The organism is Escherichia sp. E1130 (assembly GCF_005781065.1).
In the GTDB taxonomy this organism is placed as follows: domain Bacteria; phylum Pseudomonadota; class Gammaproteobacteria; order Enterobacterales; family Enterobacteriaceae; genus Escherichia.
The window spans coordinates 45,103-61,093 of sequence record NZ_VATL01000017.1; the positions used below are offsets into that span (position 1 = coordinate 45,103).

Sequence of the window (15,991 nt, forward strand, 5' to 3'; positions counted from 1 at the left end):
ATAAACATGTTAAGTATTAAAGATTTACACGTCAGCGTGGAAGATAAAACTATCCTGCGTGGATTAAGCCTCGACGTTCGTCCCGGCGAAGTTCACGCCATTATGGGGCCAAACGGTTCTGGCAAAAGCACCTTATCGGCAACGCTTGCCGGGCGCGAAGATTATGAAGTGACGGGCGGCACGGTTGAGTTTAAAGGCAAAGATTTACTTGCGCTGTCGCCGGAAGATCGTGCAGGCGAAGGCATTTTTATGGCCTTCCAGTATCCGGTGGAAATTCCCGGCGTCAGTAACCAGTTTTTCCTGCAAACGGCACTTAATGCGGTGCGCAGCTATCGCGGCCAGGAAACGCTCGACCGCTTTGATTTTCAGGATTTGATGGAAGAAAAAATTGCTCTTCTGAAGATGCCGGAAGATTTACTAACCCGTTCGGTAAACGTTGGTTTTTCTGGTGGTGAGAAAAAGCGCAACGATATTTTGCAAATGGCGGTGCTGGAACCGGAGTTATGCATTCTTGATGAGTCGGACTCCGGGCTGGATATTGACGCATTAAAAGTGGTCGCCGATGGCGTGAACTCGCTGCGTGACGGCAAGCGTTCATTCATCATTGTTACGCACTACCAACGCATTCTTGACTACATCAAGCCTGATTACGTCCATGTTCTGTATCAGGGGCGAATTGTGAAATCCGGTGATTTCACGTTGGTCAAACAACTGGAGGAGCAGGGTTATGGCTGGCTTACCGAACAGCAGTAACGCGCTGCAACAGTGGCATCACTTGTTTGAAGCTGAAGGGGCGAAACGTTCTCCAGAAGCACAGCAGCATTTACAACAATTGCTGCGTACCGGCCTGCCGACACGTAAACATGAGCACTGGAAATATACGCCGCTGGAAGGGCTGACCAATAGCCAGTTCGTCAGCATTGCGGGTGAGATATCCCCGCAACAACGCGATGCCTTAGCGTTAACGTTAGACGCCGTGCGGCTGGTGTTTGTCGATGGACGTTACATGCCAGCGCTTAGCGATGCAACTGAAGGCAGCGGGTATGATGTAAGCGTTAACGACAACCGTCAGGGATTGCCCGATGCCATTCAGGCAGAAGTCTTTTTACATTTGACGGAAAGTCTGGCGCAAAGCGTTACGCATATTGCCGTCAAGCGCGGTCAACGGCCTGCAAAGCCATTGCTGTTAATGCATATTACCCAGGGCGTGACAGGTGAAGAGGTGAACACTGCCCATTACCGGCATCATCTGGATCTGGCTGAAGGTGCCGAAGCAACGGTGATTGAACATTTTGTCAGCCTTAATGATGCTCGCCATTTTACCGGCGCACGGTTCACTATCAACGTCGCAGCGAACGCCCACTTGCAGCATATCAAGCTGGCGTTTGAAAACCCGGTCAGTCACCACTTTGCCCATAACGATTTGTTGCTGGCTGACGATGCCACCGCATTTAGCCACAGTTTCCTGCTGGGTGGCGCCGTGTTACGCCACAACACCAGTACGCAACTCAATGGCGAAAACAGCACGCTGCGGATCAATAGCCTGGCGATGCCGGTGAAAAACGAAGTGTGTGATACCCGCACCTGGCTGGAACACAATAAAGGTTTTTGTAATAGCCGCCAGTTGCACAAAACTATCGTCAGCGACAAAGGTCGCGCGGTGTTTAACGGTTTGATCAACGTCGCGCAGCACGCCATCAAGACTGACGGCCAGATGACCAATAATAATCTGCTGATGGGTAAACTGGCGGAAGTGGATACCAAACCACAGCTGGAAATCTATGCTGATGATGTGAAATGCAGCCACGGCGCGACAGTGGGGCGTATTGATAACGAACAGATGTTCTATCTGCGCTCGCGCGGGATCAATCAACAGGATGCCCAGCAGATGATTATCTACGCCTTTGCCGCCGAACTGACGGAAGCATTGTGTGATGATGGGCTCAAACAGCAGGTGCTGGCCCGAATCGGTCAACGGCTGCCGGGAGGTGCAAGATGACTTTTTCCGTCGACAAAGTGCGGGCCGACTTTCCGGTGCTTTCTCGTGAGGTAAACGGTTTGCCACTGGCTTATCTCGACAGCGCCGCCAGTGCGCAGAAACCGAGCCAGGTGATTGACGCCGAGGCTGAGTTTTATCGTCACGGCTACGCGGCGGTGCATCGCGGTATTCATACCTTAAGCGCCCAGGCGACCGAGAAAATGGAGAACGTGCGCAAGCGGGCGTCGCTGTTTATTAATGCCCGTTCGGCGGAAGAGCTGGTGTTCGTCCGCGGCACGACGGAAGGGATCAATCTGGTCGCCAATAGCTGGGGCAACAGCAATGTGAGATCAGGCGACAATATCATCATTAGTCAAATGGAACATCATGCCAATATTGTTCCCTGGCAAATGCTTTGCGCGCGTGTTGGCGCAGAGTTGCGTGTGATCCCGCTTAACCCGGACGGCACACTGCAACTGGATACACTGCCCAATCTGTTCGACGAGAAAACTCGCCTGCTGACAATTACCCATGTCTCCAACGTGCTGGGGACGGAAAATCCGCTGGCGGAGATGATCACGCTTGCGCACCAGCATGGCGCAAAAGTGCTGGTGGATGGCGCTCAGGCAGTGATGCATCATCCGGTGGATGTTCAGGCACTGGATTGCGATTTCTACGTTTTCTCCGGGCATAAACTGTATGGTCCCACCGGCATTGGCGTGCTTTATGTCAAAGAAGCCTTGTTGCAGGAGATGCCGCCGTGGGAAGGCGGCGGTTCAATGATCGCCACCGTCAGCCTGAGTGAAGGCACTACCTGGACTAAAGCGCCGTGGCGGTTTGAAGCCGGTACGCCCAATACGGGCGGTATTATTGGCCTTGGCGCGGCGCTGGAGTATGTTTCGGCGCTTGGGCTTAACAACATTGCCGAGTATGAACAAAATCTGATGCATTACGCATTGTCGCAGTTGGCTGCGGTGCCGGATCTTACGCTCTATGGTCCGCCGGACAGACTTGGCGTTATTGCCTTTAATCTCGGTAAACACCACGCCTATGACGTCGGCAGTTTTCTTGATAACTACGGTATTGCTGTGCGTACCGGACATCACTGCGCAATGCCATTAATGGCCTATTACAACGTCCCCGCGATGTGTCGGGCGTCGCTGGCAATGTACAACACCCATGAAGAAGTGGATCGTCTGGTAACTGGATTGCAACGTATTCATCGTCTACTGGGGTAAAAGGGAGGCTCTATGGCTGTATTGCCGGATAAAGAAAAATTGCTGCGTAACTTTTTACGCTGTACCAACTGGGAAGAGAAATATCTCTACATTATTGAACTGGGACAGCGTCTGCCGGAATTAGGCGATGAAGAAAGAAGTCCGCAAAATAGCATTCAGGGCTGTCAGAGTCAGGTGTGGATTGTGATGCGTCAGAATGCGCAGGGAATTATTGAATTGCAGGGCGACAGCGATGCGGCCATTGTGAAAGGGCTTATTGCGGTCGTTTTTATTCTCTACGATCAAATGACGCCGCAGGATATTGTCAATTTCGATGTGCGTCCGTGGTTTGAAAAAATGGCGCTCACCCAACATCTCACCCCATCTCGTTCACAAGGTCTGGAAGCGATGATTCGCGCAATTCGCGCCAAAGCCGCTGCACTTAGCTAAACTAAAGGAACAGCTTTCATCCGGTAGGCTCACTTTGCCGGGTGGTCGATGTTTACACTGGCCTGCACAGGAGTGTTTCGGTTTCAGGTAAACATAAGCGCCATCCGTCGTTTCAGCGTGAGCCACCGGCAAATACAGGAGGTTTACAATGAAACGCGCGTCTTTACTAACACTGACTCTTATCGGCGCTTTCAGCGCCATTCAGGCAGCCTGGGCGGTAGATTACCCGCTCCCACCAACCGGAAGCCGACTGGTTGGGCAAAATCAAACCTATACGGTGCAAGAGGGGGATAAAAACCTTCAGGCTATTGCCCGTCGTTTTGATACTGCGGCAATGTTGATCCTTGAAGCCAATAACACAATTGCTCCGGTGCCAAAACCAGGCACGACAATAACCATTCCTTCGCAACTGTTATTACCTGATGCACCGCGCCAGGGGATAATTGTGAACCTTGCGGAACTGCGTCTTTATTATTATCCGCCGGGAGAAAATATCGTGCAGGTCTACCCGATAGGTATTGGCTTGCAGGGGCTGGAAACGCCAGTGATGGAAACACGGGTAGGGCAGAAAATCCCCAATCCTACCTGGACGCCCACGGCGGGTATTCGTCAGCGTTCACTGGAGCGAGGCATCAAATTACCGCCAGTTGTTCCAGCCGGGCCGAATAACCCTCTGGGACGCTACGCACTGCGCCTGGCGCACGGCAACGGCGAATACCTCATTCATGGCACCAGTGCGCCGGACAGCGTCGGTTTGCGCGTCAGTTCAGGCTGTATGCGTATGAACGCGCCGGACATTAAAGCACTGTTCTCCAGTGTGAGAACGGGAACGCCGGTAAGAGTGATCAACGAACCGGTAAAATACTCTGTAGAACCGAACGGGATGCGTTATGTTGAAGTGCATCGACCGCTATCGGCAGAAGAACAGCAGAACGTTCAGACAATGCCGTACGCACTGCCTGCAGGCTTCACGCAATTTAAAGACAATAAGGCTGTAGATCAGAAGTTAGTCGATAAAGCATTGTATCGTCGGGCAGGGTATCCGGTTGCGGTAAGCAGTGGAGCAACTCCAGTAGCCAGCAATGCGTCTGCAGTAGAGTCAGCGCAGAATGGTGAACCAGAGCAAGGAAATATGTTACGCGCGACGCAATAGGCGTAATGAGCAGGCAAAAAAAATGGCGCACAATGTGCGCCATTTTTCACTTCACAGGTACTATTACTTGCGGTATTTAGTAGCCATGTTGTCCAGACGCTGGTTAGCACGAGCTGCGTCATCTTTAGCAGCCTGAACGTCGGAACGCATTGCGTTCACGTCGTTGCTCAGCTGGTCAACTTTAGCGTTCAGAGTCTGAACGTCAGAAGACAGCTGATCGATTTTAGCGTTGCTGGAGCAACCTGCCAGCAGAGTAGAACCCAGGATTACCGCGCCCAGTACCAGTTTAGTAGCTTTCATTATTAATACCCTCTAGATTGAGTTAATCTCCATGTAGCGTTACAAGTATTACACAAAGTTTTTTATGTTGAGAATATTTTTTTGATGGGAAGGCACTTATTTTTGATCGTTCGCTCAAAGAAACATCGAACGCTTGGTTTTAGATAAAAAAAATGAGAGAAAACAGGATGGTTCCATCGGATTCATCTTAGATAAAGTGAGATTATATAGTGAAATCCGATTTGATTTTTTATTGCTTCTGGTTATCGATTAAATAAAAAAAGCGCCCATCAGGGCGCTTCGATATACAAATTAATTCACAAAAGCAATATTACAGGACGTGAACAGATGCGGTGTTAGTCGTGCCGCTCGGTACCAGCGCGCCAGAAACCATGACTACGACGTCGCCTTTGTGCGCCAGACCGCTCTGCAGCGCCAGTTCTTTACCCAGACGATAGAAATCATCAGTAGAGGTAATTTCTTTAACCAGCTGCGGTACAACGCCTTTGCTCAGTACCAGCTGATGAGCCGTTTTTTCGTTGGTGGTCAGCGCCAGAATGGTTGCATCCGGGAAGTATTTACGTACTGCACGAGCAGATTTACCGCCCTGGGTCGCTACGACGATCAGCGGAGCATCCAGTTTTTCAGCAGTTTCAACTGCGCCACGGCAAACCGCTTCGGTGATACGCAGTTTACGGTTGTCGTTGTTGAACTCGAGACGGCTGTTCATCACGCGGTCGGTACGTTCACAGATGGTCGCCATGATAGAAACAGCTTCCAGCGGATATTTACCTTTTGCGGATTCACCAGACAGCATTACTGCGTCGGTGCCGTCGAGGATGGCGTTGGCTACGTCACCGGCTTCTGCGCGAGTCGGACGTGGGTTTTTGATCATAGAATCCAGCATCTGGGTCGCAGTGATAACGACTTTACGTGCACGGATACATTTTTCGATCATCATCTTCTGGGCGAAGATAACTTCTTCAACCGGAATTTCTACACCCAGGTCGCCACGTGCAACCATGATGCCGTCAGATGCTTCGAGGATTTCGTCGAAGTTATTGAGGCCTTCCTGGTTTTCGATTTTGGAGATGATTTGGATGTTTTCGCCGCCGTGCGCTTTCAGGTGCTCACGGATTTCGACAACGTCAGAACGTTTACGGATAAAGGAAGCAGCAACAAAGTCTACACCTTGTTCGCAACCGAAGATCAGGTCCTGTTTGTCTTTTTCTGCCAGTGCCGGCAGGGCGATGGAAACGCCTGGCAGGTTCACACCTTTGTTCTCGCCCAGGTCACCGTTGTTCAGTACTTTACAGATAACTTTGTTACCTTCGATAGCGGTAACTTCCATACCGATCAGACCATCGTCAACCAGTACGGTGTTGCCGACGGACAGGTCGGTAGTGAAACCTTCATAAGTTACCGCAACCATTTCGCTGTTGCCGATAACAGATTTGTCAGTGGTGAAAGTAAAGGTCTGGCCTGCTTTCAGAGAAACGTCGTTACCGCCTTCCAGTTTCATGGTGCGGATTTCCGGACCTTTGGTATCGAGCAGGATAGCGGCAGTTTTACCGGTTTTGCTCATCACGTTGCGCAGGTTCTGAATGCGCTGACCGTGTTCTGCATAGTCACCATGAGAGAAGTTCAGACGCATGACGTTCATGCCCGCGTCCAGCATTTTAGCTAACATCTCTTCAGATTCGGTTTTTGGGCCGATGGTGCAAACAATTTTGGTCTTTTTCATGACAGTCTTAGTCTTTAAGTTGAGAAGGATAGGAGAAACTTGCTTTCTGGGCGCACTGCCGGAAAGCGAATCCGGTATTACGAAAGTGATGGTGCCTCGCTCTAAGGATAGGTGACATCGAAAAAGCGTGCAGAGGAATGTGTGCTTGTGTCTCAGCCCAACGTGAGTGCCTGTTTTTGAGTCGTTGAGTTCTACAGTCCAAAGTGCTGAAACCATTCAAGAGTCAATTGGCGCGGATTATACGCTGAATTTAATCAAAAAGGAAAACAAAAACAGCGTTTCAAAAACATTCATGCATATACACAATAAACTGTTATCAAAGATTTAACGTCCTCGATAGCAGATTACGCAAAATCATCGCTGCTTGCGCAACGGGAAGGCGATGGCTGGTATGTGGAGGATGACTGGAGTAAAAACAGAGTGCATACCCTCGTTACACAACAGATGCAAATATAATAATTTATCGAGTTATTTGTTTGATTTTGTTTGTTTTTTGTTTAAGTAATGAGATTGATATATGCTGATAACTGGCATGATAAATGGGTGTGAATAATGGGCAACCGGACAAAAGATGATGAGCTGTACCGCGAAATGTGCAGAGTGGTAGGGAAAGTGGTGTTGGAGATGCGTGACCTGGGCCAGGAGCCAAAACACATCGTCATCGCTGGTGTGCTGCGTACAGCATTAGCAAATAAACGTATCCAACGCAGCGAATTAGAAAAGCAGGCGATGGAAACAGTCATTAATGCACTGGTGAAATAATTGTTCGGGGATAGCGCGTAACGCCTTATCCCCTCTGTTTTATTATATCGTCACATGTAAGTTTATTTTTATAAATGGATGTAAGGCAACTATATTAATTGCGATATGTATTTAATTTTATAGCGAATTAACTATTTCTATATTCTGGAATGTATATCACAAATTATTGTAGAGTAAATGAAATTCATTTCAAATGATAACAAATATCACTCCGCTTTTAATCTTCTGCTTTCCATTTTTAATTGATAACGATCAATGTTAAGGGCTAAGAATAATCACATTATTTTTTCTCCTAACCATAAAGGATTAGTTTGCTTGCGTTAAATCATGTCTCATACGCTATCGGGTTAGGACAAAAATATCTGGTGTTGGAGGCATAGTCAGCAGCGTATTAGTTGAATGCTTAATATCAGGCTGCTGAATTGTCAGCACTGTGTTTGCGAAGAGGATGCGAAATAAATGAACCCGGTTGAACGTCCACTATTAGATATTGGCTTAACGCGATTAGAGTTCTTGCGTATATCAGGAAAAGGTCTTGCTGGTTTAACAATAGCCCCTGCGTTATTGTCACTTTTGGGCTGTAAACAGGAAGATGTCGATAGCGGCACGGTGGGGCTGATAAACACGCCCAAAGGAGTGTTAGTTACCCAGCGTGCGCGTTGCACCGGCTGCCACCGCTGTGAAATCTCCTGTACCAACTATAACGATGGCGCCGTTGGTACTTTTTTTTCCCGCATCAAAATCCATCGTAATTATTTCTTTGGCGACAAGGGCGTAGGTTCCGGTGGCGGCTTATACGGCGATCTGAATTATACCGCCGACACCTGCCGCCAGTGTAAAGATCCTCAATGCCTGAAGGTCTGCCCGATTGGCGCGATTACCTGGCAGCAGGAAGAGGGATGTATAACCGTCGATCATAAACGTTGCATTGGTTGTAGCGCCTGTACCACTGCGTGTCCGTGGATGATGGCCACCGTAAATACTGAAACTAAAAAATCCTCGAAATGTGTGTTGTGCGGTGAATGCGCAAACGCCTGCCCGACAGGGGCGTTAAAAATTATCGAGTGGAAAGATATTACTGTGTGAATCTTGCAAAGGAAAAAATCATGGCTAACGGTTGGACTGGTAATATATTAAGAGTCAATCTTACGACAGGAAATATTACCCTCGAAGATTCCAGTAAGTTTAAAGATTTTGTCGGTGGTATGGGCTTTGGCTACAAAATTATGTATGACGAAGTACCTCCAGGCACCAAACCTTTCGATGAAGCAAATAAATTAGTTTTTGCTACGGGGCCGTTGACAGGGTCTGGTGCACCCTGTAGTTCTCGCGTAAATATCACATCACTTTCCACATTTACCAAAGGAAATTTAGTCGTCGACGCCCATATGGGCGGTTTTTTTGCTGCACAAATGAAATTCGCCGGATACGACGTCATTATTATCGAGGGTAAAGCGAAATCACCGGTCTGGCTAAATATAAAAGATGACAAAGTTAGCCTGGAGAAAGCCGATTTCTTGTGGGGAAAAGGGACGCGTGCAACCACGGAAGAAATTTGCCGTTTAACCAGCCCTGAAACCTGTGTAGCGGCTATTGGTCAGGCGGGTGAAAATCTTGTGCCTCTCTCTGGCATGCTGAATAGTCGTAACCACAGTGGCGGCGCGGGAACTGGCGCAATAATGGGCTCCAAAAACCTGAAAGCGATTGCGGTTGAAGGGACAAAAGGAGTCAACATTGCCGATCGCCAGGAGATGAAACGGCTCAATGACTATATGATGACCGAACTTATTGGCGCTAATAACAATCATGTCGTGCCAAGTACGCCGCAATCGTGGGCAGAGTACTCTGATCCCAAGTCGCGCTGGACAGCTCGTAAAGGGCTGTTTTGGGGCGCAGCGGAAGGCGGCCCGATTGAAACAGGAGAAATCCCGCCTGGCAATCAAAACACGGTCGGTTTCCGCACCTATAAATCTGTCTTTGATTTAGGTCCGGCAGCAGAGAAATACACCGTCAAAATGAGTGGCTGCCACTCATGTCCAATTCGTTGTATGACCCAGATGAACATTCCTCGGGTTAAAGAGTTTGGTGTACCCAGTACAGGTGGCAACACCTGTGTCGCTAACTTTGTCCACACCACCATCTTCCCGAACGGGCCGAAAGATTTTGAAGATAAAGATGATGGCCGGGTAATTGGTAATCTGGTTGGTCTGAATCTGTTCGATGACTACGGGCTGTGGTGTAACTACGGGCAGTTGCATCGCGACTTTACCTATTGTTACAGCAAAGGCGTGTTTAAGCGCGTTCTGCCTGCTGAAGAGTATGCGGAAATTCGTTGGGATCAACTGGAAGCTGGTGACGTTAATTTCATTAAAGATTTTTACTACCGTCTGGCGCACCGCGTGGGTGAGTTGAGTCATCTGGCTGATGGCTCGTATGCCATTGCTGAACGCTGGAATTTGGGTGAAGAGTACTGGGGCTACGCAAAAAATAAACTCTGGTCGCCGTTTGGTTATCCGGTTCACCATGCCAATGAAGCATCGGCGCAGGTCGGTTCTATTGTTAACTGCATGTTCAACCGTGACTGTATGACGCATACGCACATCAACTTTATCGGCTCCGGTTTGCCGTTGAAACTGCAGCGTGAAGTGGCAAAAGAGCTTTTTGGCTCTGAAGATGCTTACGATGAAACCAAAAACTACACGCCGATCAATGACGCAAAAATTAAATATGCCAAATGGTCGCTGTTGCGGGTTTGTTTGCATAACGCCGTCACCCTGTGCAACTGGGTCTGGCCAATGACCGTTTCGCCACTGAAAAGCCGCAATTATCGTGGCGACCTTGCGCTAGAAGCCAAATTCTTTAAAGCAATCACTGGCGAAGATATGACGCAGGAAAAATTAGATTTAGCTGCTGAGCGTATCTTTACGTTACATCGTGCCTACACGGTAAAACTGATGCAAACCAAAGATATGCGCAATGAGCATGACCTGATCTGCTCTTGGGTATTTGATAAAGATCCGCAGATTCCGGTCTTCAGTGAAGGTACTGACAAAATGGATCGCGATGATATGCACCAGTCACTCACGCTTTTCTACAAGGAAATGGGCTGGGACCCACAGCTTGGTTGTCCAACGCGAGAAACGCTTCATCGACTCGGGCTGGAAGATATTGCCGCCGATCTGGCGACACATAACCTGCTACCAGCATAAGGAACCGGCGTAATGAGCCAGCAGGAGGAAATGACACAACTGGAAGCGCCTGATATTGACGTGACTAAGCGTCACTGGTTGCACAGTATGCGTCAGCCCGATGACACTGCGAACGATGCGGTTACAGGGCCTGAACCGGCTGAAATTCTGGCGGAGTTTATCCGCCAGCATTCGACGGCGGGTCAACTGGTTGCACGCGCCGTGTTCCTGTCGCCGCCATATACGGTTGCTGAAGAGGATCTTTCTGCATTGCTGGAAAGCATACGGCAGAGTTCAGACTTCGCAGATATCGCCTGTATGACGGGCAGTAAAGATGATTATTACTACTCAACGCAAACCATGAGCGAAAACTATGCCGCTATGTCTTTGCAGGTTGTTGAGCAGGACATCTGTCGGGCCATTGCACATGCCGTTCGCTTCGAATGCCAGACGTATCCCCGACCTTATAAGGTCGCCATGCTGACGCAAGCGCCATATTACTACCAGGAAGCGCAGATTGAAGCCGCGCTCGCCGCGATGGATATCGCTCCTGAGTATGCCGATATACGCCAGGTGACGTCATCGACGGCTGTGTTGTACCTGTTTAGCGAGCGTTTTATGAGCTATGGCAAAGCTTATGGCTTATGTGAATGGTTCGAGGTTGAGCAGTTTCAGAATCCCTGAAGTTTCAGGGAGATATCATGGATAGGGTGGACAGTCGCAGCCACAGCATTAGAGGATAATAAGATGTCCTTCACTCGACGCAAATTTGTTCTGGGGATGGGAACGGTACTCTTTTTTACCGGTTCAGCACCTTCTTTGTTAGCGAACACCAGACAAGGAAAGGAAGTTCGATATGCCATGATTCACGATGAATCACGGTGCAATGGCTGTAATATTTGCGCCAGAGCATGCCGTAAAACTAACCATGTACCGGCACAGGGAAGTCGTTTGTCTATCGCGCATATCCCGGTCACCGATAACAATAACGAAACGCTGTATCACTTTTTTCGCCAGTCATGCCAGCACTGTGAAGATGCTCCTTGCATCGACGTTTGCCCCACAGGGGCATCGTGGCGTGATGAACAGGGGATCGTGCGGGTAGAAAAATCACAATGCATTGGCTGTAGCTACTGCATCGGCGCATGCCCGTATCAGGTTCGTTACCTTAATCCACTGACCAAAGTGGCGGATAAATGTGATTTCTGTGCTGAGTCACGGCTGGCAAAAGGTTTTCCGCCCATCTGCGTTAGCGCCTGTCCGGAACATGCGTTGATCTTTGGTCGCGAAGATAGCCCAGAAATTCAGGCATGGTTACAGGAAAATAAATACTATCAATATCAGCTGCCTGGTGCCGGGAAACCGCATCTGTATCGCCGGTTCGGTCAACATTTGATTAAAAAGGAAAATGTATGAACCCGTCGCAAAATGCTGAACAATTTCATAACCAGTTGGCGAACTATGTACCGCAGTTTTCTCCCGAATTTTGGCCTGTGTGGTTGGTCATTGCCGGGCTGTTGCTGGTCGGGATGTGGTTAGTGTTGGGGCTTCACGCCTTGCTTCGCGCTCGTGGTATAAAGAAATCCACCACTGGTCATGGCGAGAAGGTTTATCTCTACAGCAAGGCGGTGAGATTATGGCACTGGTCGAATGCGTTACTCTTTGTTTTGTTGCTGGCTAGTGGGCTAATCAATCACTTTGCGCTGGTGGGCGTTGGTGCAGTCAAAAGTCTGGTTGCCGTACATGAAGTTTGTGGATTCCTGCTACTGGCATGCTGGCTTGGCTTTGTTCTCATTAATGCCGTTGGGGGTAATGGTCATCACTACATTATCCGTCGTCAGGGCTGGCTGGGGCGAGCGGCTAAACAAACGCGGTTTTATCTGCTTGGAATTATGCAAGGGGAAGATCATCCATTTCCTGCAACAACACAGTCTAAATTCAATCCATTGCAGCAGGCCGCCTATGTTGGTGTGATGTATGGATTGCTGCCGCTGTTATTGTTGACGGGGCTGCTATGCCTTTACCCGCAAACCGTGGGGGACGTGTTCCCTGGCGTAAGATACTGGTTATTGCAGGCGCATTTTGCTCTGGCAGTTATAAGCCTCTTTTTTATCTTCGGCCATCTCTATCTTTGCACCACGGGGCGTACTCCGCACGAAACTTTTAAATGTATGGTCGATGGCTATCACCGGCATTAACGAATGATCATTACACGAGCTGATCTGCGAGAGTGGCGTGTAGGCGCGGTTATGTACCGCTGGTTTCTGCGCCGTTTTCCGCAAGGTGGAATTTATGCCGATATACACCACGCCCTGATTGGCGAAGGGTTTACCGACTGGGCGGAAAGTCTGGTTGAGTACGCCTGGAAAAAATGGCTGGCAGACGAAAATTTCGCCCGTCAGGAAGTTTCCTCAATGCAAAAACTGGCCAAAGGCCCCGTAGAGATACCCTTTTGCAGTCAGTTCGCCCGGGCCGACGATCACGCACGCGTCGGCTGTTGTAAGGATAACGCCAGAATCGCCACCGTGGGGTATGCTGCGCAAATTGCCAGCATGGGTTATAGCGTGCGGATTGGCAGTGTCGGATTTAACAGCCATATCGGTAGCTCAGGTGAACGTGCTCGTGTTGCTGTAACCGGTAATTCCTCGCGGATAAGCAGCGCCGGAGACAGCAGTCGTATTGCGAATACCGGAATGCGAGTACGCGTTTGTACATTGGGTGAACGGTGTCATGTCGCCAGTAATGGCGATCTGGTGCAAATCGCCAGCTTTGGCGCAAACGCCAGGATTGCCAACAGCGGCGATAACGTTCATATCATCGCCAGCGGTGAAAATTCAACGGTAGTGAGTACGGGCGTGGTGGATTCAATTATTCTCGGGCCAGGAGGCAGCGCCGCGCTGGCTTATCATGACGGCGAAAGAGTGCGCTTTGCCGTAGCCGTTGAAGGTGAAAATAATATTCGCGCTGGAGTTCGCTATCGTCTGAATGAGCAGCATCAATTTGTGGAATGCTGACTCTTTTACCTTAATCAAACGACAGACGTCGGCGTGCGCGGGATGCTGGCTTAACGACGGCCTGCGCCATAGCCTCGCCAATTTCAGCACAAGCCGTAAGCCCCTGAACGAAAGGCCGATCGTGCATTAGCCAGGGCAACGCGCCGAACGCCACGCGACCACGAACTTCTTCCGGTTGCTGTAGCGTATAATCTTCACCGATATCAGGGATTTCATCGCCTGTTTTCTGTAGCTGTGCACGTAGTCCAGGGAAAGGAATGTCTTTCACTTTGAGCGAGCGTTGCCCACGAGCATCAATAAAAACGTCAAACGAGTAGCTGTTGTCTGCTGTTTTCAGCATTGTGTGCGTTTTGTCGATTTCCATATCGTATTCCTCACCGAGAGCGAGAATATGGATAATTCCCGCCTCGCGCAAAGCCAGTAAGCGCTTTATAGATTCAGAAGGAATAGCTGCATAATTGTCGATAAATACTCTGGCAAGGCCTTTACTGAACCGTTTATGGTCGTGCTCATTCAGATGCGGAACAATTTCCTGTACGGCTTCATGCAGGCGAAGAATGACATAACGCCAGGGAACGGTATGTTTTTCACGTTTATTTCGCTCGACTTCTGCTAAGTTTTTTTCTGCCCAGGCAAATGGGTCATGCTGTTTACGGTCAGCAAACCAGGCCAGCGCGAAGGTATCGACATTCAGGTCCTCTATCGCAATATGTTGGCTCCAGTCAGGATCAGCCGTAGTAATCTCTTTCACTATAAGTTTAAATACCCGGTCCAGAAGACCCTGTGTACCTTTTTCAATTTCCGCGTTCAGGGAATGTTCAGTGACAATGCGTAGAGGTTCGTAGGGAATAGGGCAATAGAAATCGGCTTCTGGCAAAATGCCTGTGCGTGACATCAATGTAATACTGAGTTTTTCACTGTCGCTATCGCGCTGAAACAGAATGCGTTGATTATCTTTTTCAATAAAGGAACCATGCTGGATAGCAACCGCCATTGCGGCATCCAGTCCGCTCAAGGATGTTCCCATAATGCCCACGCTACAGGCATCAATTTTCGCTTCCATTAACCCTGACCACGGGCTGGGGAAATATGTTCGGCTTGCCTGTTCTTCGTCAGGCCAGACGTGACCGGTGGCTATTACGGCTAAATCAAACGTCTCAACTGGCAAATCCCGATCTGTGAAGATAAGCACGCCAGAGTCTGTGAATTGCAGATCAGTCACCTGGCAAGATTCATAAACGTTGATTTCAAATTGCTGCTGCCGAGCTTGCTCTACTAACCGTAAAAAGCGATCACGGAAATATTCTCCTAACAAAATCCTCGGCAAAAACTGGCGATCGTGCAAGCTTTCCTTTTTAACGCCATAACGTTGCAGATGGCTGGCATCTTGCTCTTGCAACCATTCCAGATAAGTACAATAAATCGGCGGTATTTCAATGCTGGCAATATTTGCCAGCATCATTTTAGAGTTTTCTTCATCATTGTACGGCATACCGACACCAGCCTCGTCGGCTTGCTCGAAGAGAGAAATGGAGAGTGGCGTTTGTTGCTGCAAAAGCGAGAGGAAAGTGTAGATCCCTGTTGGTCCGGCACCCACAATGGCAATTTTTTTCATTGTTACTTACCTGTATGCATTTTTTTGAATTTGGTGTTACCAGATAAGTGTGGTGGAAATATTTAGAAAAGGAGAAATTTCAGACGGGGACGAAAAGGGCGCGTATCGCCCTTCATTAATTTCTGTCAGGCCAGTTTTGCCTGATTGATTTGACTCAGTGACTCATTGACATCGAAAACTTTGGCAATAACTTCTGCGACACCAAGATTTTTCAGGCGGGCAGTATGTTTGTCCAGATAAGCCAGGGCGCTTTTTTCATCGGTAAAAAGGTAGATCCCACCGGCTTCATGGTTCTTTTCACTTTCTGTCCACACCTTCCACAGAAAACCGGGTTCCTGATTAATCGACTCGGCAAGCGGTTTAAGTTGCTCAGCCATTTCGTCGCCAAAGGGGCCATTAAAAGCAAAATGAAGTTGTAATAAAGTTGCCATAGCTATTCTCCTTCTGATAACGCATACGAGGATAGTGTAAATCTTTTAACGTATTGGATACAGAGAAGAAGCAGGAGAAACAAAAGGGAAGAGAAGACCAGATTAAGAAAATCTGGTGCGTCCGAGTGGACTCGAACCACCGACCCCCACCATGTCAAGG

Annotated in this window: 17 protein-coding genes; 12 read left to right on the top strand and 5 right to left on the bottom strand. The window is 48.9% G+C overall.

What is annotated here, in order from left to right; all coding sequences use genetic code 11:
* Positions 1–6: 6 nt before the first annotated feature.
* The 5 genes from sufC (at position 7) to ldtE (ending at position 4,798) form a co-directional block, all read left to right on the top strand.
* Positions 7–753 (top strand): Fe-S cluster assembly ATPase SufC, encoded by a 747-nt coding sequence (sufC, locus tag FEK66_RS17215; protein ID WP_000948890.1) that lies wholly within the window; start codon positions 7–9, stop codon positions 751–753.
* On the top strand, positions 728–1,999 hold the full coding sequence (gene sufD / locus FEK66_RS17220) for a Fe-S cluster assembly protein SufD (protein ID WP_135493936.1): 1,272 nt from the start codon (positions 728–730) through the stop codon (positions 1,997–1,999). Before sufC ends, sufD begins: the two co-directional genes overlap by 26 nt.
* A complete protein-coding gene (gene sufS / locus FEK66_RS17225; RefSeq protein ID WP_135493934.1) occupies positions 1,996–3,216 on the top strand; it encodes a cysteine desulfurase SufS in 1,221 nt (406 codons plus the stop codon). Before sufD ends, sufS begins: the two co-directional genes overlap by 4 nt.
* A 12-nt stretch (positions 3,217–3,228) precedes the next feature.
* On the top strand, positions 3,229–3,645 hold the full coding sequence (sufE, locus tag FEK66_RS17230; protein WP_130208228.1) for a cysteine desulfuration protein SufE: 417 nt from the start codon (positions 3,229–3,231) through the stop codon (positions 3,643–3,645).
* 148 nt (positions 3,646–3,793) lie between these two features.
* Positions 3,794–4,798 (top strand): L,D-transpeptidase LdtE, encoded by a 1,005-nt coding sequence (gene ldtE / locus FEK66_RS17235; RefSeq protein ID WP_130208226.1) that lies wholly within the window; start codon positions 3,794–3,796, stop codon positions 4,796–4,798.
* A gap of 63 nt (positions 4,799–4,861) precedes the next feature.
* Here the strand turns inward: ldtE and lpp are convergent, their stop codons facing one another.
* From lpp to FEK66_RS26245, 3 genes are all read right to left on the bottom strand, one after another.
* Positions 4,862–5,098, bottom strand: coding sequence for a murein lipoprotein Lpp (gene lpp, locus FEK66_RS17240; protein WP_000648420.1), 237 nt, complete (start codon positions 5,096–5,098; stop codon positions 4,862–4,864).
* Positions 5,099–5,408: 310 nt separating this feature from the next.
* Entirely contained in the window at positions 5,409–6,821 is a 1,413-nt protein-coding gene (gene pykF, locus FEK66_RS17245; protein WP_064530058.1) for a pyruvate kinase PykF, read from the bottom strand.
* Positions 6,822–6,828: 7 nt separating this feature from the next.
* Complete coding sequence (locus tag FEK66_RS26245) at positions 6,829–7,023, bottom strand: hypothetical protein (protein WP_242664678.1); 195 nt, start codon at positions 7,021–7,023, stop codon at positions 6,829–6,831.
* Between the two features lie 350 nt (positions 7,024–7,373).
* On the opposite strand from FEK66_RS26245, the gene fumD reads away from it, so the two are divergent.
* The 7 genes from fumD (at position 7,374) to ydhT (ending at position 13,785) form a co-directional block, all read left to right on the top strand.
* Positions 7,374–7,583: a fumarate hydratase FumD gene (gene fumD, locus FEK66_RS17250; protein ID WP_000528337.1), complete on the top strand. Its 210-nt coding sequence runs from the start codon at positions 7,374–7,376 to the stop codon at positions 7,581–7,583.
* A 459-nt stretch (positions 7,584–8,042) separates the two neighbouring features.
* On the top strand, positions 8,043–8,669 hold the full coding sequence (locus FEK66_RS17255) for a ferredoxin-like protein (RefSeq protein WP_130208224.1): 627 nt from the start codon (positions 8,043–8,045) through the stop codon (positions 8,667–8,669).
* Between the two features lie 20 nt (positions 8,670–8,689).
* A complete protein-coding gene (locus FEK66_RS17260) occupies positions 8,690–10,792 on the top strand; it encodes an aldehyde ferredoxin oxidoreductase (RefSeq protein ID WP_130224705.1) in 2,103 nt (700 codons plus the stop codon).
* Between the two features lie 12 nt (positions 10,793–10,804).
* A complete protein-coding gene (locus FEK66_RS17265) occupies positions 10,805–11,455 on the top strand; it encodes a YdhW family putative oxidoreductase system protein (RefSeq protein WP_131161190.1) in 651 nt (216 codons plus the stop codon).
* A gap of 63 nt (positions 11,456–11,518) precedes the next feature.
* Entirely contained in the window at positions 11,519–12,187 is a 669-nt protein-coding gene (locus FEK66_RS17270) for a 4Fe-4S dicluster domain-containing protein (RefSeq protein ID WP_131161191.1), read from the top strand.
* The gene (gene phsC / locus FEK66_RS17275; RefSeq protein WP_135493932.1) at positions 12,184–12,969 is read left to right on the top strand and encodes a thiosulfate reductase cytochrome B subunit; all 786 of its coding nucleotides are present in this window, start codon (positions 12,184–12,186) and stop codon (positions 12,967–12,969) included. The genes FEK66_RS17270 and phsC overlap by 4 nt, the downstream gene beginning before the upstream one ends.
* Before the next feature lie 3 nt (positions 12,970–12,972).
* A complete protein-coding gene (gene ydhT / locus FEK66_RS17280) occupies positions 12,973–13,785 on the top strand; it encodes a protein YdhT (protein ID WP_135493930.1) in 813 nt (270 codons plus the stop codon).
* Between the two features lie 10 nt (positions 13,786–13,795).
* Here ydhT and FEK66_RS17285 read toward each other — a convergent pair whose 3' ends face one another.
* On the bottom strand, positions 13,796–15,400 hold the full coding sequence (locus FEK66_RS17285; RefSeq protein ID WP_135493928.1) for an FAD-NAD(P)-binding protein: 1,605 nt from the start codon (positions 15,398–15,400) through the stop codon (positions 13,796–13,798).
* 125 nt (positions 15,401–15,525) lie between these two features.
* Positions 15,526–15,831: a monooxygenase gene (locus tag FEK66_RS17290; RefSeq protein WP_130208210.1), complete on the bottom strand. Its 306-nt coding sequence runs from the start codon at positions 15,829–15,831 to the stop codon at positions 15,526–15,528.
* Positions 15,832–15,991 lie beyond the last annotated feature (160 nt).

Excerpts from the sequence above, each read along its gene's own strand:
- pykF (WP_064530058.1), bottom strand. The coding sequence starts at position 6,821 with ATGAAAAAGACCAAAATTGTTTGCACCATCGGCCCAAAAACCGAATCT.
- lpp (WP_000648420.1), bottom strand. The coding sequence starts at position 5,098 with ATGAAAGCTACTAAACTGGTACTGGGCGCGGTAATCCTGGGTTCTACT.
- FEK66_RS17255 (WP_130208224.1), top strand. The coding sequence starts at position 8,043 with ATGAACCCGGTTGAACGTCCACTATTAGATATTGGCTTAACGCGATTA.
- phsC (WP_135493932.1), top strand. The coding sequence starts at position 12,184 with ATGAACCCGTCGCAAAATGCTGAACAATTTCATAACCAGTTGGCGAAC.
- sufC (WP_000948890.1), top strand. The coding sequence starts at position 7 with ATGTTAAGTATTAAAGATTTACACGTCAGCGTGGAAGATAAAACTATC.
- FEK66_RS17260 (WP_130224705.1), top strand. The coding sequence starts at position 8,690 with ATGGCTAACGGTTGGACTGGTAATATATTAAGAGTCAATCTTACGACA.
- sufE (WP_130208228.1), top strand. The coding sequence starts at position 3,229 with ATGGCTGTATTGCCGGATAAAGAAAAATTGCTGCGTAACTTTTTACGC.
- FEK66_RS17285 (WP_135493928.1), bottom strand. The coding sequence starts at position 15,400 with ATGAAAAAAATTGCCATTGTGGGTGCCGGACCAACAGGGATCTACACT.
- sufS (WP_135493934.1), top strand. The coding sequence starts at position 1,996 with ATGACTTTTTCCGTCGACAAAGTGCGGGCCGACTTTCCGGTGCTTTCT.
- sufD (WP_135493936.1), top strand. The coding sequence starts at position 728 with ATGGCTGGCTTACCGAACAGCAGTAACGCGCTGCAACAGTGGCATCAC.
- fumD (WP_000528337.1), top strand. The coding sequence starts at position 7,374 with ATGGGCAACCGGACAAAAGATGATGAGCTGTACCGCGAAATGTGCAGA.
- ldtE (WP_130208226.1), top strand. The coding sequence starts at position 3,794 with ATGAAACGCGCGTCTTTACTAACACTGACTCTTATCGGCGCTTTCAGC.
- ydhT (WP_135493930.1), top strand. The coding sequence starts at position 12,973 with ATGATCATTACACGAGCTGATCTGCGAGAGTGGCGTGTAGGCGCGGTT.
- FEK66_RS17265 (WP_131161190.1), top strand. The coding sequence starts at position 10,805 with ATGAGCCAGCAGGAGGAAATGACACAACTGGAAGCGCCTGATATTGAC.
- FEK66_RS17270 (WP_131161191.1), top strand. The coding sequence starts at position 11,519 with ATGTCCTTCACTCGACGCAAATTTGTTCTGGGGATGGGAACGGTACTC.
- FEK66_RS17290 (WP_130208210.1), bottom strand. The coding sequence starts at position 15,831 with ATGGCAACTTTATTACAACTTCATTTTGCTTTTAATGGCCCCTTTGGC.